Annotated in this window: 23 protein-coding genes and 1 tRNA gene; 20 read left to right on the top strand and 4 right to left on the bottom strand. The window is 63.5% G+C overall.

The window, feature by feature from the left end:
- Nucleotides 1–9 precede the first annotated feature (9 nt).
- The 17 genes from fabG to nagZ all read left to right on the top strand — a co-directional run bounded on the left by fabG (nt 10) and on the right by nagZ (nt 15,647).
- Nucleotides 10–750 (top strand): 3-oxoacyl-ACP reductase FabG, encoded by a 741-nt coding sequence (gene fabG, locus NCS03_RS10145; protein WP_034473531.1) that lies wholly within the window; start codon nt 10–12, stop codon nt 748–750.
- A 250-nt stretch (nt 751–1,000) separates the two neighbouring features.
- Nucleotides 1,001–1,240: an acyl carrier protein gene (gene acpP, locus NCS03_RS10140; RefSeq protein WP_004197638.1), complete on the top strand. Its 240-nt coding sequence runs from the start codon at nt 1,001–1,003 to the stop codon at nt 1,238–1,240.
- A gap of 143 nt (nt 1,241–1,383) precedes the next feature.
- Nucleotides 1,384–2,622, top strand: coding sequence for a beta-ketoacyl-ACP synthase II (gene fabF, locus NCS03_RS10135; protein WP_008342106.1), 1,239 nt, complete (start codon nt 1,384–1,386; stop codon nt 2,620–2,622).
- A gap of 31 nt (nt 2,623–2,653) precedes the next feature.
- Nucleotides 2,654–3,109 carry a protein YgfX gene (locus tag NCS03_RS10130; RefSeq protein ID WP_350029357.1) on the top strand — a complete coding sequence of 152 codons (456 nt, stop codon included), beginning with the start codon at nt 2,654–2,656 and terminating at the stop codon, nt 3,107–3,109.
- 96 nt (nt 3,110–3,205) lie between these two features.
- Complete coding sequence (gene rpoE / locus NCS03_RS10125; RefSeq protein WP_008342103.1) at nt 3,206–3,805, top strand: RNA polymerase sigma factor RpoE; 600 nt, start codon at nt 3,206–3,208, stop codon at nt 3,803–3,805.
- Between the two features lie 81 nt (nt 3,806–3,886).
- Nucleotides 3,887–4,525, top strand: coding sequence for a sigma-E factor negative regulatory protein (locus NCS03_RS10120; protein WP_008342099.1), 639 nt, complete (start codon nt 3,887–3,889; stop codon nt 4,523–4,525).
- 4 nt (nt 4,526–4,529) lie between these two features.
- Nucleotides 4,530–5,573, top strand: coding sequence for a MucB/RseB C-terminal domain-containing protein (locus tag NCS03_RS10115; protein ID WP_008342097.1), 1,044 nt, complete (start codon nt 4,530–4,532; stop codon nt 5,571–5,573).
- Between the two features lie 22 nt (nt 5,574–5,595).
- Nucleotides 5,596–7,131 (top strand): DegQ family serine endoprotease, encoded by a 1,536-nt coding sequence (locus NCS03_RS10110; protein ID WP_034473529.1) that lies wholly within the window; start codon nt 5,596–5,598, stop codon nt 7,129–7,131.
- Between the two features lie 5 nt (nt 7,132–7,136).
- A complete protein-coding gene (locus tag NCS03_RS10105) occupies nt 7,137–7,397 on the top strand; it encodes a glutaredoxin family protein (protein ID WP_008342094.1) in 261 nt (86 codons plus the stop codon).
- A gap of 135 nt (nt 7,398–7,532) precedes the next feature.
- Nucleotides 7,533–9,323 (top strand): translation elongation factor 4, encoded by a 1,791-nt coding sequence (gene lepA / locus NCS03_RS10100; protein WP_008342093.1) that lies wholly within the window; start codon nt 7,533–7,535, stop codon nt 9,321–9,323.
- A 45-nt stretch (nt 9,324–9,368) separates the two neighbouring features.
- Nucleotides 9,369–10,262, top strand: coding sequence for a signal peptidase I (gene lepB, locus NCS03_RS10095; protein WP_250458315.1), 894 nt, complete (start codon nt 9,369–9,371; stop codon nt 10,260–10,262).
- 163 nt (nt 10,263–10,425) lie between these two features.
- The gene (gene rnc, locus NCS03_RS10090; protein ID WP_033537089.1) at nt 10,426–11,538 is read left to right on the top strand and encodes a ribonuclease III; all 1,113 of its coding nucleotides are present in this window, start codon (nt 10,426–10,428) and stop codon (nt 11,536–11,538) included.
- Nucleotides 11,539–11,598: 60 nt separating this feature from the next.
- A complete protein-coding gene (era, locus tag NCS03_RS10085; RefSeq protein WP_008342088.1) occupies nt 11,599–12,498 on the top strand; it encodes a GTPase Era in 900 nt (299 codons plus the stop codon).
- A 3-nt stretch (nt 12,499–12,501) separates the two neighbouring features.
- Entirely contained in the window at nt 12,502–13,383 is an 882-nt protein-coding gene (gene recO / locus NCS03_RS10080; protein ID WP_250434955.1) for a DNA repair protein RecO, read from the top strand.
- A complete protein-coding gene (pdxJ, locus tag NCS03_RS10075) occupies nt 13,380–14,153 on the top strand; it encodes a pyridoxine 5'-phosphate synthase (RefSeq protein WP_175980375.1) in 774 nt (257 codons plus the stop codon). Before recO ends, pdxJ begins: the two co-directional genes overlap by 4 nt.
- Before the next feature lie 11 nt (nt 14,154–14,164).
- Nucleotides 14,165–14,581: a holo-ACP synthase gene (gene acpS / locus NCS03_RS10070; RefSeq protein ID WP_250458316.1), complete on the top strand. Its 417-nt coding sequence runs from the start codon at nt 14,165–14,167 to the stop codon at nt 14,579–14,581.
- A 37-nt stretch (nt 14,582–14,618) separates the two neighbouring features.
- Entirely contained in the window at nt 14,619–15,647 is a 1,029-nt protein-coding gene (gene nagZ / locus NCS03_RS10065) for a beta-N-acetylhexosaminidase (protein ID WP_250458317.1), read from the top strand.
- 47 nt (nt 15,648–15,694) lie between these two features.
- Here nagZ and NCS03_RS10060 read toward each other — a convergent pair whose 3' ends face one another.
- From NCS03_RS10060 to earP, 4 genes are all read right to left on the bottom strand, one after another.
- Complete coding sequence (locus NCS03_RS10060; protein WP_250529116.1) at nt 15,695–17,092, bottom strand: sigma-54-dependent transcriptional regulator; 1,398 nt, start codon at nt 17,090–17,092, stop codon at nt 15,695–15,697.
- Nucleotides 17,093–17,252: 160 nt separating this feature from the next.
- Nucleotides 17,253–17,603, bottom strand: a complete 351-nt coding sequence (locus NCS03_RS10055; RefSeq protein WP_008342078.1) for a BON domain-containing protein — start codon at nt 17,601–17,603, stop codon at nt 17,253–17,255.
- A 265-nt stretch (nt 17,604–17,868) separates the two neighbouring features.
- Nucleotides 17,869–18,426: an elongation factor P gene (gene efp, locus NCS03_RS10050; RefSeq protein WP_008342076.1), complete on the bottom strand. Its 558-nt coding sequence runs from the start codon at nt 18,424–18,426 to the stop codon at nt 17,869–17,871.
- A gap of 255 nt (nt 18,427–18,681) precedes the next feature.
- Entirely contained in the window at nt 18,682–19,851 is a 1,170-nt protein-coding gene (gene earP, locus NCS03_RS10045) for an elongation factor P maturation arginine rhamnosyltransferase EarP (protein ID WP_250529115.1), read from the bottom strand.
- A gap of 101 nt (nt 19,852–19,952) precedes the next feature.
- Here earP and uvrC point away from each other — a divergent pair, with 101 nt between their 5' ends.
- From uvrC to NCS03_RS10030, 3 genes are all read left to right on the top strand, one after another.
- The gene (gene uvrC / locus NCS03_RS10040; RefSeq protein ID WP_008342073.1) at nt 19,953–21,989 is read left to right on the top strand and encodes an excinuclease ABC subunit UvrC; all 2,037 of its coding nucleotides are present in this window, start codon (nt 19,953–19,955) and stop codon (nt 21,987–21,989) included.
- 109 nt (nt 21,990–22,098) lie between these two features.
- Nucleotides 22,099–22,695, top strand: coding sequence for a CDP-diacylglycerol--glycerol-3-phosphate 3-phosphatidyltransferase (gene pgsA / locus NCS03_RS10035; RefSeq protein WP_008342071.1), 597 nt, complete (start codon nt 22,099–22,101; stop codon nt 22,693–22,695).
- 154 nt (nt 22,696–22,849) lie between these two features.
- Nucleotides 22,850–22,925 (top strand) — tRNA-Gly (locus tag NCS03_RS10030).
- The last annotated feature ends 26 nt before the right edge of the window (nt 22,926–22,951 follow it).

Raw genomic sequence — 22,951 nt, 5'->3', positions numbered from 1 at the left:
ACGAACAACATGAATCTGCAAAACCAGGTAGCAATCGTCACGGGCGCGTCGCGTGGCATCGGACGCGCGATCGCGCTCGAACTCGCGAAGCAGGGCGCGACGGTCATCGGCACGGCGACGAGCGAAAGCGGTGCTGCGGGCATCAGCGAAGCGTTGCAGCAAGCGGGCGGCAAGGGCCGTGGCGCGGTGCTGAACGTGAACGACGCCGCCGCGGCGGATGCATTCATCGACGGCATCGTCAAGGAATTCGGCGGGCTGAACGTGCTCGTCAACAATGCGGGCATCACGAAGGATCAGCTCGCGATGCGGATGAAGGACGACGAGTTCGACGCCGTCATCGATACGAACCTGCGCGCGGTGTTCCGTCTTTCGCGCGCGGTGCTGCGCCCGATGATGAAGGCGCGCGGCGGCCGCATCATCAACATCACGTCGGTGGTGGGTTCGTCGGGCAATCCTGGCCAGGCCAACTACGCGGCGGCAAAGGCTGGCGTCGCCGGCATGACGCGCGCGCTCGCGCGTGAGATCGGCAGCCGTGGCATTACCGTGAACTGCATCGCGCCCGGTTTCATCGACACCGACATGACCAAGGTTCTGCCGGAAGAGCAGCGCACCGCGCTCACCGCGTCTATCCCACTTGGCCGACTGGGCGCGCCCGAAGATATCGCGCATGCTGTGGCATTCCTGGCCTCGCCGTTCGCCGGTTACATCACCGGCACGACGCTGCATGTGAACGGCGGCATGTACATGTAAGGCCTTAATAGGCATTTCGCAGAATTTCGCTTAATATCCGCGCCGGAACGGGCGCGCAAAATGCTCGAAGGAGCAACGTGCGTACCGCTTTCGCGCGGCAGTGAAGAATCGATGCAATGCCGGCCGCCGCCCTCTTGATGAAGGGCAGGACACGGTGGAGCATGGAACTGACGCGTCGTATTTTGCGGGTCCAAACCTGATAAAATGCGCGCACTTGTATTTTTGAACTTTTTTCCCCTCGGAGGGCTGCATGGACAACATCGAACAGCGCGTGAAGAAGATCGTCGCCGAACAACTGGGCGTGGCGGAAGCCGAAATCAAGAACGAAGCTTCGTTCGTGAACGATCTGGGCGCTGACTCGCTCGATACGGTCGAACTCGTCATGGCGCTGGAAGACGAATTCGGCATGGAAATTCCCGATGAAGAGGCCGAAAAGATCACCACAGTTCAGCAAGCGATTGACTACGCGCGCGCCAACGTCAAGGCCTAAGGCCGGACGCGCCAGCGACTCATCGTCAATCAGCTCGATGCATCGTCGCTGCAAACCGATTTGACAGCCACAGGGCACACAGGGCGGTTTCCTGTGGCCGCTGTGGCTTTTGTTTTTCGTCATTCTATGGATAAGGGGTTACCGTGAGCCGTCGTCGAGTTGTTGTTACAGGCCTTGGGCTCGTATCGCCTGTCGGCAATACTGTTGCCGACGGCTGGGCCAATCTGGTCGCGGGCAAGTCGGGCATCGCCAATATCACGAAGTTCGACGCGACGAACTTTTCCACGCGTTTCGCCGGTGAGGTGAAGGGCTTCAATATCGAAGACTACATGCCCGCCAAAGAGGCGCGCCATATGGATACGTTCATCCATTATGGTTTCGCCGCGGGCGTGCAGGCCATGCAGGACAGCGGCCTCGAAATCACCGATGAAAACTCGGAGCGCGTGGGCGTCGTGGTCGGCTCGGGCATCGGCGGTCTGCCGATGATCGAAGTCACGCAAACCGAACTGCTCAATCGCGGCCCGCGCCGCATTTCGCCGTTCTTCGTGCCGGCGTCGATCATCAACATGATCTCCGGCCATCTTTCGATCCGCTTCGGTCTGAAAGGCCCGAATCTGTCGATGGTCACGGCCTGCACCACCGGCCTGCACTGCATCGGCGAGGCGTCGCGACTGATCGAATACGGCGACGCGGACGTCATGATCGCGGGCGGCGCGGAAGCCACGGTTTCCCCGCTCGGCATCGGCGGTTTCGCGGCAGCGCGCGCGCTCTCGCAGCGCAATGACGATCCCGCGACGGCGAGCCGTCCGTGGGACACCGACCGCGACGGTTTCGTTCTCGGCGAAGGCGCGGGCGTGATGGTGCTCGAAGAGTACGAGCACGCGAAGAAGCGCGGCGCGAAGATCTACGCGGAAGTGCTCGGCTACGGCATGAGCGGCGACGCGTATCACATGACCGCGCCGCCGGAAGACGGCGACGGCGGCCGCCGCGCGATGGTCAACGCGATGAAGAACGCGCGCATCAATCCCGATGAAGTGAACTACGTCAACGCGCACGGCACGTCGACGCCGCTCGGCGACATCGCGGAGACGATCGGCATCACGCGTGCGCTCGGCGATCAGGCGAAGAAGGTCGTCGTGAACTCCACCAAGTCGATGACCGGCCACCTGCTGGGCGGCGCGGGCGGCCTGGAGTCGGTGTTCACCGTGCTGGCGATCCACAATCAGGTGTCGCCGCCGACCATCAACATCTTCAATCAGGATCCGAAGTGCGACCTGGACTACTGCGCGAACACCGCGCGGGAGATGAAGATCGACGTGGCGGTCAAGAACTCGTTCGGCTTCGGCGGCACGAACGGCTCGCTCGTCTTCAAGCGCCACTGAGCTCGGCGCGCTCGTCATCACGGGGATCCATATGGCGAGCGTGTGTGTGAATCGGCCGCATCGTGACGCAGGCGTCGCGATGCGGCCGTCGCGTTTCTTGCGGGGCGCAATGCTCGGCTTCGTAGCCGTTGCGGGAGCGTCGGTGTTCCAGTGCGTTTTCGCGCATGCGGAGCACGCGGGGCACGCCGCCGTGGCTTGCGCAGCGGCGCTGGCGGTGCTCGGGCTGGCGTCGTACCGGTGGATGAACGCCCAGCCATCGGCGATTGGCCTTCTTCCCGACGGCATCACGATCTGGAACCGAAGCGGCGAGATGCGCCACACGAGCATCGCTGGGTGCGCGCAATGGAGCGGACGCCTCATCGCGTTGACGCTTTGCGATACGCGCGGGCGGCGCGAAACGCTCGTCGTCGCGGCCGATTCCGTCGATGCCGACACCTTCCGCCAGCTCTCGGTCCAGGCTCGCCGCGCCGCAGCGTCCCACCTGTAACGACTGTAACGGCGCATGAGCGTTCCGGTAGCCTTACAGGCGGTAACGCTACAATAGCCGTCCGCGCAACTTCCCCAAGCTAATCGGATTTCCCAGGTGAGTGAAAAAGAAATCGACCAATTGCTGGTCGAACGTGTCCAGAAGGGTGACAAGGCCGCGTTCGAACTGCTGGTCGCCAAATACCACCGCAAGATCATTCGACTGATCTCGCGCCTCGTGCGCGACCCCGCCGAGGTCGAGGACGTCGCCCAGGACGCCTTCATCAAGGCCTACCGCGCGCTGCCGCAATTTCGCGGCGAATCGGCGTTTTACACCTGGCTATACCGCATTGCTGTCAATACGGCAAAAAACTATCTTGCAACTCAGGGCCGCCGCGCTCCCACTTCTACCGAAGCCGATGCAGAAGAAGCGGAAACTTTCTCCGACGCGGACCAACTAAGGGATATCAACACGCCCGAGTCGATGTTGATGAGCAAGCAGATCGCTCAGACTGTCAACGCCGCGATGGCGTTGCTGCCCGAGGAATTGCGCACCGCCATCACGCTTCGGGAGATTGAAGGACTGAGCTACGAGGAAATCGCCGAAATGATGGATTGCCCGATCGGCACCGTCAGATCGAGAATTTTTCGTGCTCGCGAAGCCATTGCGGCAAAATTGCGTCCGTTGTTGGACACTCCCGAAGGCAAACGCTGGTAGGCGGCGAAAACCCTCGGGGCAGGGACGCGATATCTGGGTTGGTGGTGTCACAACGGGGTGTGGTCAAAGATGGGGAGCATCATGGGGTCGGTCTCGGTGCAGAATCAAACACAGGCGGGTTCGCGCGGCGAGCGCATGTCGGCTTTCGTCGACGGCGAAGCGCTCGGCGAAATTGGCAGCATCAGCCAGTTTCTCGCGGATCTGAAAGGCGACGAACGCGCGGCGTGGTCGGAATATCACCTGATCGGCGACGCCTTGCGCTCCGACGATCTCGCGGTCAGCCCGGCGCGCAGCAGCGCGTTCATGGCCGCATTCTCCGAACGTTTCGAAGCTGAGGCGCACGTACTCGCGCCGGCTGCATTGCCGGGCGTGACGACGAAAGCGCGGGGCGGCATGTTGCGCCGTCGCGTGATGCCGGCCTTCGCGGTTGCCGCGGCGGCCGCTACGCTGACATGGATCGTCGTGCCGCAGCTGCAAGGCGTCGATCGCAACTCGGGCGCGCAGGTGGCGAGCGTCGCGCCGGCGGATTCGTCGATGCAGCGGGTGGCGCTCGCGTCGGTGCCCGCGGTGACCACGCGTACGCCGATCGTCGAAGCGAACATCATCCGCGACGCGAATCTCGATCAGTATCTCGAAGCGCATCAGCAGTTCTCCCAGCAGCCCGCGATGCCCGGTTCGATGCCCCTGATTCGCGCGGCGGCTATAACGCAAGGCCAATAATTTGATGCTGAGTGTGCGGTTGAATAAAACAAGATATTGGGGGCGGCTGCCGGCATTGATGCTCTGCGCAGCCGCGCTGTTGACGGCGGCAACGAGCTCGTTCGCTCAGGGAGACGATCCCGCCACCGCCCGCAAGACAGCCGCCACTCTGCTCAACCGCATCCACGAAGCGGCCCAGCAGCAGAATTACGAGGGCACGTTCGTCTACCAGCGTGGCGCGACGGTGCAGTCGTCGCGCATTACGCACGTCGCCACGCGCGGTGACGGCGAATACGAATCGCTCGAAAGTCTCGACGGCGCGCCGCGCAAGATGCTGCGTCACGACGACGACATGTTCACCTTCGTGCCGGAGCGTCATCTGCTCGTGGTCGAGCATCGGCAGAACCGGGATTCGTTCCCGGCGCTGTTGTCGACGAGTGGCGATCAGGTGCTTTCCGTCTACGATCCGAAGCTGTTGGGCACGGACCGCGTCGCGGGGATCGAAAGCCAGGTGCTGGAGCTCGATCCGAAAGATTCCTATCGTTTTGCCTACAAGCTGTGGGCCGATGCGAAAACCGGCTTGCTGCTGCGCGCGCAAACGCTCGATCCGGACGGGCAAGTCCTCGAGCAGCTTTCTTTCTCTCAGGTGCGTATTGGCGGGCCGATCGACAAGGCGCCGATCGCGAACGGCATTCGCAACACGTCGGGCTGGACCGTCGTGCGGCCGCCCGTGCAGCCGGTCGACATGGAAGCGCAGGGCTGGCAACTGACGCCGACTATCGCGGGCTTTCGCAAGATTCGCGAGTTGCGCCGTCCGATGGCGTCGAGCCAGCAAGGCCAGCCGCCGATTCCGGTCGATCAGGCCGTGTTCTCCGACGGCCTCGCGACGATCTCGGTTTTCGTCGAGCCGGTGGAGAAAAATACGCGCAAGGAAGGCGCGGGCAATAGCGGAGCGACGCACGTTCTGGTGAAGCGCCGCGGGGATTTCTGGATCACCTTGCTGGGTGAAGTGCCGCAAGCCACATTGCAGCAATTTGCTTCTACCATAGAATACAAGCCTTCCAAGTAATCCAGATCCCGGCCTCCAACCTATGAGCAACTTCTCGCTGCGCAAGTTCATCGCGGCCGCGGCGCTCGCCGTGTGCCTGCCGTTCGTATCGCAATCTGCGTCAGCGGTGCCCACGGTGAACCTGCCGGACTTCACGACGCTCGTCGACAAGGTGGGGCCCTCGGTCGTGAACATTCGCACGACCTCGCGCGTCGGTTCGGGCAGCGATCTGCGCGGCCTGCCGCCCGGTCTCGATGAAGGCGACATGTCGGAATTCTTCCGACGCTTCTTCGGCATTCCGATGCCGGGTCAGCCGCCTCGTGGAGGTGGCGGCGGCGGAAATAACGGCGGCGGAAGTCAGGGCGATCAGGGCAAGGGCGGCAGCCGCAACGCGCCCGACGACAACCAGGACAACTCGGAGCAGAGCAGTGGCGTCGGCTCGGGCTTCATCCTGTCGACCGATGGCTACGTGATGACCAACGCACACGTCGTCGACGATGCCGACACCATCTACGTCACACTCACGGACAAGCGCGAATTCAAGGCGCGTCTCGTCGGCGTCGACGAGCGCACGGACGTGGCCGTCGTCAAGATCAGCGCATCGAACCTGCCGGCGATCACCATCGGCGATTCGAACAAGGTGCGCGTCGGCGAGTGGGTGCTCGCAATCGGTTCGCCGTTCGGCCTCGACAACACCGTGACCGCGGGCATCGTCAGCGCGAAGGGGCGCGATACGGGCGATTACCTTCCGTTCATCCAGACCGATGTCGCCGTGAATCCGGGCAACTCGGGCGGTCCGCTCATCAACATGGCGGGCGAGGTGATCGGTATCAATTCGCAGATTTACAGCCGCACGGGCGGTTTCATGGGCATCTCGTTCGCGATCCCGATCGACGAAGCCATGCGCGTCGCCGATCAGCTGAAGACGTCGGGCAAGGTGGTGCGCGGGCGCATCGCGGTGGCGATCGGCGAAGTGACGAAGGACGTCGCGGATTCGCTGGGCTTGCCGAAAGCGCAGGGCGCGCTCGTGTCGAGCGTCGAATCGGGCGGGCCAGCCGACAAGGCCGGCGTGCAGCCAGGCGACATCATCCTCAAGTTCAACGGTCAGAACGTCGAGACCGCGACCGATCTTCCGCGCATGGTCGGCGATACGAAGCCCGGCACGAAGACCACGCTCACGATCTGGCGCAAGGGCCAGACGCGCGATCTGTCGATCACGGTCGCCGAAATGCAGCCGGACAAGGTCGCGAAGACCGAGCAGAAGAAACCGCCGCAGCCGAAGGAGCGCGCGAGCAATTCGCTCGGCATGGCGGTGAGCGACATTCCGGCAGATCAAAAGAAGGCGCTCAAGCTGTCGAGCGGCGTTCAGGTCGATGCCGTCGAGGGACCGGCGGCACGCGCGGGCTTCCAGAAGGGCGACATCATCATGCGTATCGGCGATACGGATATCACGAGCGCCAAGCAGTTCCAGGAAGTCGCGCAGGGCCTCGACGCGAGCAAGATGGTCGCGATTCTCGTGCGTCGCGGCGACAACACGCAGTTCGTGCCGGTGCGCCCGCGCGTGCCGGCGCAGAAATAAGCGCGATGACGTCGAAGCCAGGCGCGGCCTTCATTCTGTACGGGCGCGCCTGGTGTCATCTGTGCGAGGACATGCGGGCCGAACTCGAGCCAATCGCCGCGCAACACGGCATTCCGATCGAATGGATCGACATCGACGAAGATCCGCTGCTCGAAGCGCGCTACGACGAACGCGTGCCGGTTCTGGCGCTCGATGGCGTCGAGCTGTGCCAGTACCGGCTCGACGCTGACGCGGTACACGCAGCGCTGCTCGCGCGCGGTCGGTGAGGGCGGCGCAGGCGAAATCCGCCGGGGCACCCCCGTTTTCGGCTAAAATGCTCAAGTTTTCCCCAAATTTTCAAGGCGTGCTCCGCGTTGGTGAGGGCGCGCCTTTTTCGCTTTTTTTGGCACGATCGGCACTGAATGGATCATATTCGTAACTTCTCGATCATCGCGCACATCGACCACGGCAAGTCGACGCTCGCTGACCGCATCATCCAGTTGTGCGGCGGCCTGTCCGACCGTGAGATGGAAGCGCAGGTGCTCGATTCGATGGACCTCGAGCGCGAACGTGGCATCACGATCAAGGCGCAGACCGCGGCGCTGACCTATAAGGCGCGCGACGGCCGCGTCTATAACCTCAACCTGATCGATACGCCGGGGCACGTCGACTTCTCCTACGAAGTCAGCCGCTCGCTCTCCGCGTGCGAAGGCGCGCTGCTCGTCGTCGATGCGTCGCAGGGCGTCGAAGCGCAGACGGTGGCGAACTGCTACACGGCCATCGAACTCGGCGTCGAAGTCGTGCCGGTGCTCAACAAGATCGATCTGCCGGCCGCGAACCCCGAAAACGCGATCGCGGAAATCGAGGACGTGATCGGCATTCAGGCCGCGGACGCCGTCCATTGCAGCGCGAAGACGGGTCTCGGCGTCGAGGACGTGCTCGAATCGCTGATCGCGAAAGTGCCGCCGCCCGAGGGCGATCCGGACGCGCCGCTGCAGGCGCTCATCATCGACTCGTGGTTCGACAACTACGTCGGCGTCGTGATGCTGGTGCGTATCGTCAACGGCACGCTCAAGCCGAAGGACAAGATCAAGATGATGGCGACCGGCGCGCAATACCCGGTCGAGCATGTCGGCGTGTTCGCGCCGAAGTCGACGAATCTCGCGCAATTGTCGGCGGGGCAGGTGGGCTTCGTGATCGCGGGCATCAAGGAACTGACGGCCGCGAAAGTGGGCGATACCGTCACGGTCGCGAGCCGTCCGGCCACCGAGCCGCTGCCGGGCTTCAAGGAAGTGAAGCCGCAGGTGTTCGCGGGGCTCTATCCGGTCGAGGCGAATCAGTACGACGCGCTGCGCGAATCGCTCGAAAAGCTGAAGCTCAACGACGCGTCGCTGCAGTTCGAGCCGGAAGTGTCGCAGGCGCTCGGCTTCGGTTTCCGTTGCGGCTTCCTCGGCCTTCTGCACATGGAAATCGTGCAGGAGCGTCTCGAGCGCGAATTCGACATGGACCTCATCACCACCGCGCCGACGGTGATCTATGAGGTCGAGCAGCGCGACGGCACGACCATCATGGTCGAGAATCCGGCGAAAATGCCGGAGCCGCAGAAGATCGAGGAAGTGCGCGAGCCGATCGTCACCGTGAATCTGTATATGCCGCAGGAATATGTCGGCTCCGTCATCACGCTGTGTACGGCCAAGCGCGGCTCGCAGATCAACATGCAGTATCACGGCCGTCAGGTGCAGCTGACCTACGAAATCCCGATGGCGGAAATCGTGCTCGACTTCTTCGACCGCCTGAAGTCGACGTCGCGCGGCTATGCGTCGATGGACTACGAGTTCAAGGAATATCGCGCGGCGGATGTCGTCAAGGTCGACATGCTCATCAACGGCGACAAGGTCGATGCGCTGTCGGTCATCGTGCACCGTTCGCAGAGCCAGCATCGCGGCCGCGAAGTGGCGTCGAAGATGCGCGAACTGATTCCGCGTCAGATGTACGACGTGGCGATCCAGGCGACCATCGGCTCGAACATCATCGCGCGCGAGAACATCAAGGCGCTGCGCAAGAACGTGCTCGCGAAGTGCTACGGCGGCGACATCTCGCGCAAGAAGAAGCTGCTCGAGAAGCAGAAGGCCGGCAAGAAGCGCATGAAGCAGGTCGGCTCTGTCGAAATCCCGCAAGAGGCTTTCCTGGCGATTCTGCGGGTCGACGAGTAACGCGCGCACTGCGAAGCAAACAACGATAACAACCGGAAGCGATTGATGAATTTCGCATTGATTCTTTTGATCCTCGTCGTATTGACGGGTATTGCCTGGGTGCTCGACAAGCTGGTGTTTCTGCCGCAACGGCGCCGCGCCGCCGATGCCGCGGTGGCCGAGTTCGATCGCCAGCAGGAGCGCGTCGGCGAGCGTTTCGCCGATGAAAACGCCCCGCAGACGCGCGCCCGCCTGCACGACGACAAGCTGCGCCAGCCGTGGTGGCTCGAATACACGGCGAGCTTCTTCCCGGTGATTCTCGCGGTATTCGTCGTGCGCTCGTTCATCATCGAGCCGTTCAAGATTCCGTCCGGCTCGATGGTGCCGACGCTGCTCGTCGGCGACTTCATCCTCGTGAACAAGTACGAATACGGCCTGCGCATGCCGATCACGAACACGAAGATGACCGACGGCAGCCCGCTCAAGCGCGGCGATGTCGTCGTGTTCCGCTATCCGAAGGACGAATCGGTCGACTACATCAAGCGCGTGATCGGCCTGCCGGGCGATACCGTCGCGTACGAAGACAAGAAGCTCACGATCAACGGCAAGCCGGTGCCGGAGACGCCGCTGCCCGATTATTTCGACGACGAGCGCATCGGTTACGCGAAGCAGTTCGAGGAAGATCTCGACGGCCGCAAGAACGCGATCCTGAACAATCCGCAAGTGCCGCCGTTCATCGTCGGCGCGGACGATTTCCCGTTCCGCGACAACTGCAATTACAACGCTCAGGGCGTGACGTGCAAAGTCCCGCCGGGCAACTACTTCATGATGGGCGACAACCGCGACAACAGCGCGGACAGCCGCTACTGGGGCTTCGTGCCGGACAAGAACATCGTCGGGCGCGCCTTCTTCATCTGGATGAACTTCAGCAATCTCAAGCGCATCGGCGCTTTCCAGTGAACACACATCACGCCGGCTCGTCTCCTGAGACAGCCGGCGTTGCTCATTCTTAAAACAAGCTTCGAAACGGCGTGAAGAAGCGCGGCTAACACCGTCTCGCCACGCGTTTTCCGGCGCGGTCCGGCGGAATCGTCCGCCCGCGCGCCCGCGTTATACTCTCTCCATGCCATCTTCTCCGTTGGAAAGCCGGCTGCGGTACGAATTTCGCAATGCGGAATTGCTGCGCCAGGCGATGACCCACCGCAGTCACAGCGCCACGCACAATGAACGGCTCGAATTTCTCGGCGATTCCGTTCTAAATTGCGTGGTGGCCGCGCTTTTGTTCCAACGATTCAGCAAACTCGACGAAGGCGACCTGTCGCGCGTGCGCGCGAATCTGGTCAAACAGCAGTCGCTTTACGAAATCGCGCAGGCGTTGAACGTGTCCGAAGGCCTGCGGCTCGGCGAAGGCGAATTGCGCAGCGGCGGCTTTCGCCGTCCGTCGATTCTCGCCGACACGCTCGAAGCAATCTTCGGCGCCATCTTCCTCGACGGCGGTTTCGACGCCGCTTTCACCGTCATCAAGCGGCTGTACACGCCGGTGCTCGATCACATCGATCCGCGCACCATCGGCAAGGATGCGAAGACGCTTCTGCAGGAATATCTCCAGGGCCACAAGATCGCGTTGCCGACTTACACCGTTATCGCAACGCACGGCGCCGCGCACAATCAGCAGTTCGAAGTCGAATGCACGGTGCCGAAACTCGACGTGAAAGTGTCCGGTTCCGGCGCGAGCCGCCGCGCCGCCGAGCAGGCTGCCGCGAAGAAGGCGCTCGACGAAGTGATGGCCGCTGCACCGACGCTCGGCATGAAGCCGAAGCGCAAGGGCGCGCGCGCGGCGAAGCAGGTCGAGCCCGAAGTGGTGCCCGGCGTCACCGGCATTCAGGCGGCGCTCGATCTGCGGTCGCCCGATCGTCGCGAGCGTCAACATGCACCGCACGGCACGCAGCAGGCGCCGCAGGAACGCCCGGCCACCGCGCCGCTCGCCGTGATTCGCGCGACGCACGTCGAGCCGTCGGCGGGCGCTTACGCAGCCGCCGACAAGCCCGAACGCGCCGTCATTCACCGGCCGGAGAAAGCGGCGAAAAGCGATGCGACGCAAACGTCCGAACGCAGCGCGAATGCGGACAAGCCCGCGCCGTCCGACGAACGCGACGACGACGCCGGCACGCGCAACAGCGCCGCCGCGGATGCGCCCGCGGGCCGCGTCGTGCGCGCCGCCGACGCCGGTCACTGACGCGCGCATCGAGCGCACATCGCGCCCCCGCGCCCCAACGACTTCTTGCCGCACACATCTATGAACGCTCCTACTTCTTCCGGTTTCCGCTGCGGCATGGTCGCGATCGTCGGCCGTCCTAACGTCGGCAAGTCGACGCTCATGAACGCGCTCGTCGGCCAGAAGGTGAGCATCACCTCGCGCAAGGCGCAGACGACGCGCCACCGCATCACCGGCATCAACACGTTCGACGACGCGCAGTACATTTTCGTCGACACGCCCGGTTTCCAGACACGTCACAGCGGCGCGCTGAATCGCTCGCTGAACCGCGCGGTGACGTCGACGCTCACGTCCGTCGATGCGATTCTCTTCGTGATCGAAGCGGGCCGCTTCGGTCCGGACGACCAAAAGGTGCTCGATCTGATCCCGACCGGCACGCCGACTTTGCTGATCGCAAACAAGCTGGATCGCGTCGGCGACAAGAGTTCGCTCTTTCCCTTCATGCAGCAGATGTCGGCCTTGCGGGACTTCCGCGAGATCGTGCCGCTGTCGGCGAAAAACGTCGACGACATCAAGCGCCTCTTGTCGGTCGTGAAGCCGTATCTGCCGGAAGGCGAGCCGATCTACGGCGAGGACGATCTGACCGATCGCAGCGAACGCTTCCTCGCCGCCGAAATTCTGCGCGAGAAGGTGTTCCGCTGGACCGGCGACGAACTGCCGTACACGAGCACGGTGCTCATCGACAAGTTCGAGACCGAAGGGCGTCTGCGCCGCGTGTTCGCGACGATTCTCGTCGATCGCGACATGCACAAGGCGATGATCATCGGCCAGAAGGGCGCGAAGCTGAAGCAGATCAGCACCGAGGCGCGGCTCGACATGGAGAAGCTCTTCGACGGTCCCGTGTATCTCGAAACCTTCGTCAAGGTGAAGAGCGGCTGGGCGGACAACGAAGCGGGCCTGCGCGCGTACGGCTACGAGTGATGCATGGACGACGGCCCGAACGACGCCCGGATGATTCCGCCCGCCGATGATCGTCCCGACGACGATTTCGACGCGGAAGAGCGCCCGGCCGCGCGCGCCGTGCCAAAGCGGCGGCGCGCGGCGCCGTCATCGACATCCGATGCCGAGTCTGCGCCGAGAAAGCCGCGTTCGGATTTTCGCGTCGCCGAGCAGCCGGGATTCGTGCTGCACAGTTATCCGTATCGCGAGACGAGTCTGATCATCGACGTGTTCTCGCGCGATCACGGGCGCGTCGCGCTCGTCGCGAAGGGCGCGAAGCGTCCGCATTCCGCGCTGCGCGGCGTATTGCAGACGTTTCAGCCGCTGGGACTTTCGTGGACCGGCAAGGGCGAAGTCCGCACGCTGACGACCGCCGAATGGGTCGGCGGCATGTTGCCGCTCGCCGGCGACGCGTTGCTATGCGGCTTCTACGTCAATGAATTGCTGGTGAAGTTCTGCGCCCGCGAGGACGCGCATCCGGCGCTCTTCAACCATTACGTGCTGACGCTCTCGCGCCTCGCGCACGACGAACCCGCCGCTCAGGTGTTGCGTTCATTCGAATGCGTGCTGCTGCGCGAAACCGGCTACGCGATGAATCTCGTGCGCACGGTGACACGCCAGCCGGTCCTCGCCGACGCCCGCTATGTCTTCGATCCAGACCGCGGCGTGCGCGAGGCGTCGGACGATCTTCCGGCGCAATGGCCGATGATTTCGGGGCAAACGCTCATCGACATGGAGCGCGACGACTACACGAATCCGCAGACCGCCGCGCAGAGCAAGACGCTGATGCGCTTTCTGCTGAATCACTACCTGGGCGGCACGCCGCTCGCCACCCGTCAGATATTGATCGACCTGCAAAAACTATGAGCTTCTTTCTCACATCGCCTGCGAATGTGATCGATCTGGGCGTGAACATCGATCACGTCGCCACGTTGCGCAACGCGCGCGGCACGTCGTATCCCGATCCAATCCGCGCGGCGCTCGCCGCCGAGGAAGCGGGCGCGGACGCCATCACGCTGCATCTGCGCGAGGATCGCCGTCATATCGTCGATGCCGATGTGCGCACGCTGCGTCCGCTCCTCAAAACGCGCATGAACCTCGAATGCGCGGTGACGCGCGAGATGCTCGACATCGCGTGCGAGATCAAGCCGCACGACGTCTGTCTCGTGCCGGAAAAGCGTCAGGAAGTGACGACTGAAGGCGGCCTCGATGTCGCGGGCCGCTTCGAAGAGGTCAAGGCCGCGTGCAGGCAACTCGCCGACGCGGGCGCGCGCGTGTCGCTTTTCATCGATCCTGACGAGACGCAGATTCGCGCCGCGAAAGAGGCCGGCGCGCCCGTCATCGAACTGCACACGGGCCGATATGCCGAAGCGCACGACGAAGCCGAACAGCAACGCGAATTCGAGCGCGTCGCGGCGAGCGTCGATGTCGGCAACGCGCTCGGGCTGAAGGTGAACGCGGGCCACGGCCTGCACTACACCAACGTGCAGGCGATCGCGGCGCTGCCGGGCATCGTCGAGCTGAACATCGGACATGCGATCGTCGCGCATTCGATCTTCGCGGGCTGGGACAACGCCGTGCGCGAGATGAAGGCGATCATGGTCGCGTCGCGTCTCGCGTCGGCCAACGCGCGCTGAGCGGGCACATCATGACGATCTACGGAATTGGCACGGACGTCGTGCAGGTGAGCCGCGTCGCGGCGGTCATGAGACGCACCAAGGGCCGCTTCGCCGAAAAGGTGCTCGGCCCCGACGAACTGCGCGTCTACCACGCGCGCAATGCGCGTTCGGAAGTGCGCGGTCTCGCGTTTCTCGCGACGCGCTTTTCGGCCAAGGAAGCGTTCTCGAAGGCGATCGGCCTCGGCATGCGCTGGCCGATGACGTGGCGCGCGCTGCAGACGCTCAACGAGCCGAGCGGCAAGCCGATGATCGCGGCCTCCGGCGAACTCGCGCAATGGCTCGAGCAACGCGGCATCACGGCGAAAGTCACGGTCAGCGACGAGCGCGATTACGCGGTGTCGTTCGTGATCGCGGAAGTGGCCGACAGCGCGCCCGGCCAATCCTGAATTCAATCCAACCAAGACTAAAAGCCAATTGAATCCGATGAAACGCACTCTCGGCCCCGTCATGTTCGACGTCGCCGGCACGACGCTCTCCGACGCGGATATCGAACGCATCACGCATCCGATGACGGGCGGCATCATTCTCTTCGCGCGGCATTTCACCGACCGCGCGCAACTCGTCGCGCTGACCGATGCGATCCGCGCGGTGCGCGATGACATCCTGATCGCCGTCGATCACGAAGGTGGCCGCGTGCAGCGTTTTCGCACCGACGGCTTCACCGTGCTGCCCGCGCCGGGCAAGCTCGGCGAGCTGTGGGACAAGGACGTGCTCGCCGCGACGAAGGCGGCGACCGCGTTCGGCTACGTGCTCGCGTCGGAGTTGCGCGCGTGCGGCATCGACATGAGCTTCACGCCGGTGCTCGATCTGAACTACGGACAGTCGAAAGTGGTCGGCGATCGCGCCTTTCACGCCGATCCGCGCGTCGTGACAATGCTCGCGAAGAGCCTGAATCACGGCCTCGCGCTCGCGGGCATGGCGAACTGCGGCAAGCATTTTCCGGGTCATGGTTTCGCCGAAGCCGATTCGCACGTCGCGCTGCCGACCGACGATCGCACGCTCGACGAGATCCTCGCCGCCGATGTGCGCCCGTACGACTGGCTCGGCATGTCGCTGGCGTCGGTGATTCCGGCGCATGTGATTTACACGAAGGTCGACGACAAACCGGCGGGATTCTCGCGCATCTGGCTGCAGGACATCCTGCGCGGTAGGCTCGGCTTCAACGGGGCGATCTTCAGCGACGATCTGTCGATGGAAGCCGCGCGCGCGGGCGGCACGCTCACCGAGGCCGCGACGGCCGCGCTCACGGCGGGCTGCGACATGGCGCTGATCTGCAATCAGCCGGAAGAGGCGGGCAAGGTGCTGGAGCAGTTGCGCTATACGCCGCCGAAGGCGTCGGCGCAGCGTCTCAAGCAGATGCGTCCGCGCGGCAAGGCGCTGCGCTGGAGCAAGCTGCAGGCGCAGGCCGAATATCAGGCGGCGCGCGCGCTCGTCAAAGAGATGCTCGGGTAAACGAAAAACGCCACGGATCTCGTGGCGTTTTTTTGTGGCAGGTGAAATCAGGACGATTCCAGCTTCATCCGCTGCAGCTTGTTGTAGAGCGTCTTCGGGCTGATGCCGAGCAGCGTCGCCGCGCGGTGACGCGTGCCACCGACCGCTTCGAGCGTCGCGCGAATCAGCATGTCCTCGACGTCCGCGAGCGCGGTGCCGACCGTCACCTGCACGCTGCTGCCGTTGAGACCGCGACCGCCGAGGCCGCCCGGCTCATCGACGCGCAATGTCTCGATCGTCTCGCCCGACGCGTGATACGCGCGCCGCACGCGCTCGCGCAGCTCGCGCACGTTGCCGGGCCATTCGGTCGCGATGCACTCGCGGATAAACGCCGGGCTGATACGCTTCGGCGAGCCGCTCGTGATTCCGGTGATGTGATTCTCGCGGTTCAATTCGTCGACGAGCGTTTCGGCGATCAGCGCGATGTCGTCGTCGCGATCGGCGAGCGGCGGCAGCATGATCGACGACGCCGACAGACGCTGAAACAGATCCTCGCGCATCGCGCCGCTCGCGACGGCTTCGCGCATCGGCGTGCGGGACGCGGCGATCAGGCGGAAGTCCGTCATGATTCGATTGCTGCCGCCGACGCGCATGAACGTCTGCGAATCGAGCGCGCGCAGGAGCGCTTCCTGTTGCGCGGCGGGCAGCAAATCGATCTGGTCGAGGAACAGCGTGCCGCCGCCCGCCTGTTCGAGCAGACCCGGCTCGCGGTTCTCGGCGCCCGCGAAGGCGTTGCGCTCATGGCCGAAGAGAATGCTTTCCATCGAGCGCTGCGTGCCGTCGGGCGCCTGGCGGCTCGCGGAGCAATCGAACGTGACGAACGGGCCTTTGCGACGGCGGCTCAATTGATGGATCGTGCGCGCCGCGATCTTCTTGCCCGTGCCCGGATCGCCGCAGATCAGCACAGCGGCTTCGGTCGGCGCGGTGTGCTCGATCAGATCGTAGACGTGCTGCATCGCTGCGCTGCGGCCGATCATGTCGCCGAAATGGCCGAGATCGCGCAGCGTCGTTCGCAGCGACTGGACTTCCTCGGTGAGCTCGTACGGCCGCGGAATGCGCGCAAGCAAGCTGCGCAAGCGCGGGATGTTCACGGGCTTCAGCAGATAGTCCCAGATGCCGTGTCGCAAGCCTTCGATCGCGCTTTCCACCGTCGCATTCCCTGTCATCACGATGACCGGCAGCGCGCCATCGGGCGGTTGCGAGGGCAGGCTCGGCAACAAGTCGAGACCGCTGCCGTCCGGCAGATTCAGGTCGATCAGCACGACATCGGGGATGAAGCGGGTCAGCGCGGAGCGCGCCTCGGCGAGCGTCGTCGCGGTATCGACGGAAAAGCCGTCTGCCGTGAGGATCGCGGACAGGCCGGAGAGGCTATTGGGATCGTCTTCGACAATCAGTGCGTGTGGCATGGCGGACCAACGTATCAAAGTGGACTGTAATGCGCCGTTTCCGCGTGGGATCGGGCGTGTCGTGGGCGGAATACCGCGCCGCTTTCCGGCGTTCGGCGCGTACCCCGCTGCGGTTTTTTGTCCTGCGTAACTCGTTCGGCATCGTTGTGCTGCAAGCGCGTCATTGCGGTCTGAGATGCAGTTCGTTGCTGACCGACTGCACGCCCGGGACACTGCGCGCCACGGCCAGCGCTTTCTGAATCTGCACCTCCGAATCTGCGTATCCCGACAACTGCACGACGCCGCGATACGTCGCGACGCTCACCGGCAATGGCTTCAACTGCGGATCGGCGGCGAGCGCGGCTTTCACGCGAGCGGCGAGCGCAGCGTCGTCGGTTGCGATTTCGCCGCCGGTGTTCGCATTCGCCGATGTCGCCGGACTCGACTTGCAGCCGGCGATGAGAGCAAAGGCGGGCAATGCGAGCGCCGCGACGATCAGAAACCTGCTCCGGATGAAAGGCGTGCTTTGCATGTCGGCTTGGAAATCTTGATCTGGTTGACCGAGCAGAAACCGTGCCAGGCAGTTAATTTTTCCGATGTGCGTCGCGCACGCGGGGCCAGCGCGGGCGGCTGGGGGAATCGGCGGTGGAGCGTATCGGGGCGCGACCGGTAAAGTTTGCCTGAAATTGTCAAAAAATTCATGCAAAAGAAAAAGCGCCCGCGATGGGGCGCTTTTTTGAACCGATCGGGCGGTGCGCTGCACCGGCCGTTCGGCTTACGACACAGCGGCGTAAGGCTTACGCGCGGCTGCGATATTCATTCGTGCGGGTGTCGATTTCGATCTTGTCGCCGATGTTGCAGAAGAGCGGCACTTGCAGTTCGAAGCCGGTGTTCAGCTTGGCGGTCTTCAGCACCTTGCCCGACGACGTATCGCCCTTGACGGCCGGTTCCGTGTAGACGATCTCCCGAACCAGCGTGGTCGGCAGTTCGACCGAGATGGCCTTTTCGTTGTAGAACACGACTTCGCACGCCATGCCGTCTTCGAGGTAGTTGAGCGCGTCGCCCATCATTTCGGCTTCGACTTCGAACTGGTTGTAGTCGGCGTCCATGAAGACGTACATCGGATCGGCGAAGTACGAGTACGTCACTTCCTTGCGATCGAGCACGACGACGTCGAACTTGTCGTCAGCCTTGTAGACGGTTTCCATGCCCGCTGCCGTCAGCAGGTTCTTGAACTTCATCTTCACGACCGCGGCGTTGCGGCCCGACTTGTTGTACTCGGCGCGCTGCACGACCATGGCATCGTTGCCGATCATGACGACGTTGCCGACGCGGAGTTCTTGTGCGGTCTTCATAAAACTGGGTCCTGTACGAATGGATTTGGCTTGAATGCCTGAAATGAATCGATCCGACGGCGGCGGTGCCTCGGTTTTATGCCGCCGCCGTGCGAGTGTTCGGGCTAACGAGGGATCTGCCGCGAACGGCTTGAGCAAATGGCTTGATCTTCGCGGCGCAAAACTGGACGAACTGCGCCTTGCTTCCTCGGATAACCGCTTATTTTAACTGAGTTTTTGCTTGTTTGGCCAGTCGATTGGCGCTCCGGAAACGCGTCAGCGCGAGTTTCGTCTGCTGATTCGCGAGGCCACATGGGCGGCGAGATTGCCGGCCAGATCGCCGATGCCCGCGAGTTCCTTCGCCCACTTCACGGCGCGGCGCTCCCATTCTCGCCGATGCGCCCAAAAGTCCGCCCAGTCGGGAACGCCCACGCCATTCCACGCGTGCCAGAAGCGTGCGGCCGCCTCGCGCGCGGACGGATCGAGCGTGCGCGTGTAATGCGCGAGCGCGGCGTCGAGCTTGGGCAGATGGGCGTCGTCGGCTTGCGGGTAGATGTGCCAGACGAAGGGCTTCATCGCCCATTGCGCGCGCACGAACGAATCCTCGCCGCGCACGAAGTTGATGTCGGCGGCCCAGAGCAGCTCGTCGAAACGCGTTTGCTCGACGAAGCCGAGCGCGTGCGCCTCCAGCGCGCCGGCGCGCGCCGTCGTGCCGGCGATGAAGTTCGGCACGTCGAAAAAGCGTGCGACCGCGCCCGAGATGCGGCCTTCGGGAACGAGCAGCACGACGGGCACATCGCCGTCGCGCCATTGCGCGAGGAGCGCGTCGACCGCCGGATTCTCATATGCGAACAGCGACACGACCGTATGTTCGCCGCCCGGCCGCTCGATCCCGACGCGCTCGCGCCACCACGCGTTCGCATCGAAGCGCTCGCGGCGCGCGTCGAGATCGCGTTCCTTCAGCACGCCGCCCGTGCCCTTGCCGAGCCCGGGAAAGAAGAAGCTCTTGTCGAGCGGATAGCGCGGATGCGGCGACGGGCGCATGTGGAAATCGGCGACCCAATCCTCGCCACTCAGATATTCGAGATTGATCCAGACCGGCTTCGGATCGCGGCGTGCCATCGCGGCGATGTACGCATGCGGCAATTCGCACGCGAACGCCTCGATCACGACATCGGCGATGGCAAGCGTGTCGCCCGCATGCGCAGGCTCGCGCCAGTGCTCGATCGCGATGCCCATCGCCTCCTGGCGCGGCAGCGTCGCATCGACGTCGGGGCAGAGCGCGTGAAAGACAGTCAGATCGTCGACGAAAAGACGCACGCGCCAGCCGTGCTCCGCGTGCAACTGCCGCGCGAGACGCCAGCACACGCCGATGTCGCCGAAATTGTCGACGACCGCGCAGAAGATGTCGCAGGCGAGTTCCTGATTGGCGGCAAGCGTAGTCATGAGGACGAAGGCGCGCGGTTTAATGTTCTAAACTGGCGATTCTAAGATAACGCTCCAGGCACGGCTCACCGTCGTGCCGATGCCTTTCGTCCCCTTGCTGCATGACTGACACCGACGCCCTCCAACCGGATTTCGACCCGAAAACGACGCTCGCGCAATTGCCGCATCTGCCCGGCGTGTACCGCTACTACGACGGCGACGGCAACGTGCTCTACGTCGGCAAGGCGCGCAATCTGAAGAAACGCGTGTCGAGCTACTTCACGAAGACGCTGCATTCGCCGCGCATCGCGATGATGGTCACGCGCATCCGCAAGATCGAGACGACCGTCACGCGCTCGGAAGCCGAAGCGCTGCTGCTCGAAAACAATCTGATCAAGGCGCTCGCGCCGCGCTACAACATCCTTTTTCGCGACGACAAGTCGTATCCGTTTCTCAAGCTCACCGGCCACAAGTTTCCGCGCATGGCGTATTACCGCGGCGCGGTCGACAAGAAGAACCAGTATTTCGGCCCGTTTCCGAGCGCGTGGGCGGTGCGCGAGAGCATCCAGATCCTGCAGCGCGTCTTCCAGTTGCGCACCTGCGAGGACTCGGTGTTCAACAACCGCACGCGGCCGTGTTTGCTGCATCAGATCGGGCGCTGCACCGCGCCGTGCACCGGCTTGATCAACGAAGAGGATTACGCGCGCGACGTGTCGAATGCGTCGCGCTTTTTGCTCGGGCGTCAGGGCGAGGTGATGAAGGAGCTCGAGCAGAAGATGCACGCGTTCGCCGCGGATCTCAAGTTCGAACAGGCCGCGGCGGTGCGCAATCAGATGAGCTCGCTGTCGACCGTGCTGCATCAGCAGGCGATCGAAGTCGGTGGCGAGAGCGATGTCGATATCCTCGCGGTCGTCGCGCTCGGGGGCAAGGTATGCGTGAATCTCGCGATGGTGCGCGGCGGCCGGCATCTGGGCGACAAGGCGTATTTCCCGGCGCACGTCGAAAGCGCGATGGCGCTCGGCGACGAAGACGAGCTTGCGGATGCCAACGAAACGGTAGATGCGCCCACCGAAACGGAAACCGAAACCGAGTCCGAAGAGCCACGCGAAAGCTCGCTGGAATCCGAAGTGCTGGAAGCCTTCATGGCGCAGCATTACATCGGCAATCGCGTGCCGCCGGTGCTCGTCGTGAGTCATGCGCCGTCGAGCCGCGAGCTCGTCGATCTGCTGATCGAGCAGGCGGGGCACAAGGTCACGCTGCTGCGTCAGCCGCAAGGGCAAAAGCGCGCGTGGCTCTCGATGGCCGAGAACAACGCCAAGCTCGCGCTCGCGCGCCTATTGTCGGAACAGGGTTCGCAGCAGGCGCGCACGCGCGCGCTCGCGGACACGCTGTCCATGGAGATGGACGATCTCGCGCAACTGCGCATCGAGTGCTTCGACATCAGCCATACGATGGGCGAGGCGACGCAGGCATCGTGCGTCGTGTATCACCATCACAAGATGCAGTCGGGCGAATACCGGCGCTACAACATCACCGGCATCACGCCGGGCGACGATTACGCCGCGATGCGGCAGGTGCTCACGCGCCGATACGAGAAGATGGTCGCGCAGGCCGCCGCGAACGCCAACGATGAAGCCGCGACTCTGCAACCCGACGATGCCGCCGATCCCAACGTCACGCCCGATGGCGCCGAACCGGTCGCGGCGGGCGGCACGCTGCCGAACATCGTGCTGATCGACGGCGGCAAGGGCCAGGTGGAAATCGCGCGGCAGGTGTTCTCCGAGCTGGGTCTGGATCACGGCATGCTGGTAGGCGTAGCGAAAGGAGAAGGGCGCAAGGTCGGCCTGGAGACGCTCGTGTTCGCCGACGGCCGCGCCGCGCTCGAACTCGGCAAGGAAAGCGCGGCGCTGATGCTCGTCGCGCAGATCCGCGACGAGGCGCACCGCTTCGCCATCACCGGGATGCGCGCGAAGCGGGCAAAGGCGCGCCAGACTTCGCGGCTGGAGGAACTGGAAGGCGTCGGCGCGAAACGGCGTCAGCGGCTCCTGTCGCGTTTTGGCGGATTGCGCGGCGTGCAGGCGGCGAGCGTCGAGGACCTGGCGAGCGTCGAAGGCATTTCGCTCGCGCTCGCGCAGCAGATTTATCGTCAGTTGCATTGAGCCGCAAAGCCGGCCGCGCGGCGCGCCACAGCGGTGCGCCGCCTTGTGAGCGCCGGATCGACGCGGCACAATGGCGGCTTCCTTACATGTCCCTCAACCGCTTTCGCCCATGCCGTTCAATCTACCGATCTTCCTGACGTGGCTGCGAATCGTGCTGATTCCGCTCGTCGTGGGCGTGTTCTATCTGCCGGACATGATGATGAGCCCGGAGCATCGCAACCTGCTCGGCATGGTCATCTTCGTGCTCGCCGCACTCACCGATTGGTTCGACGGCTTTCTCGCGCGCAAGCTCAATCAGACGTCGTCGTTCGGCGCGTTCCTCGATCCCGTTGCCGACAAGCTGATGGTCACCGCCGCGCTGCTCGTGCTCGTGCAACTGTCGCGGCTCAATGCGGTGATCGCGCTCATCATCGTTGGACGCGAAATCACGATTTCCGCGCTGCGCGAATGGATGGCGCAGATCGGCGCATCGAAGAGCGTCGCGGTGAATCAGCTCGGCAAGTTCAAGACCGTGTGCCAGATGGTCGCGATCCCGATGCTGCTGTTCTACGGGCCGCTGAAGATCGCCGGCACCCAATGGATCATCGACACGCGCGTGTGGGGCCTGTGGCTCATCTACGTCGCCGCGTTCCTCACCGTCTGGTCGATGCTCTACTACATGAAGCTCGCGTGGCCGCAGATTCGCGAGCGCGGCGGCATGCTTTGAGGCGGAAAACGCGCTCATTGCAAAAATTGCGTCGAAGCGAAAAAATCCTCTCACAAAACAGTTGACAGCCTTCTTTGGCTTCTACATAATCTCGTTTCTCTGATGCACGACGCGACGCAGCAAGCGAAGCAAGAGCAAAAGAAAGCAGTAACACGCGGGAGTAGCTCAGTTGGTAGAGCGCAACCTTGCCAAGGTTGAGGTCGCGAGTTCGAGACTCGTCTCCCGCTCCAGTCAAAGGGGAAGCCAAGCTTCCCTT

Origin of the sequence: Caballeronia sp. ATUFL_F1_KS4A (genome assembly GCF_023630905.1) — a bacterium.
Lineage (GTDB): Bacteria > Pseudomonadota > Gammaproteobacteria > Burkholderiales > Burkholderiaceae > Caballeronia > Caballeronia zhejiangensis.
Note: the sequence above shows the minus strand (reverse complement) of the source record. Positions and strands in the feature narration are given on the sequence as shown.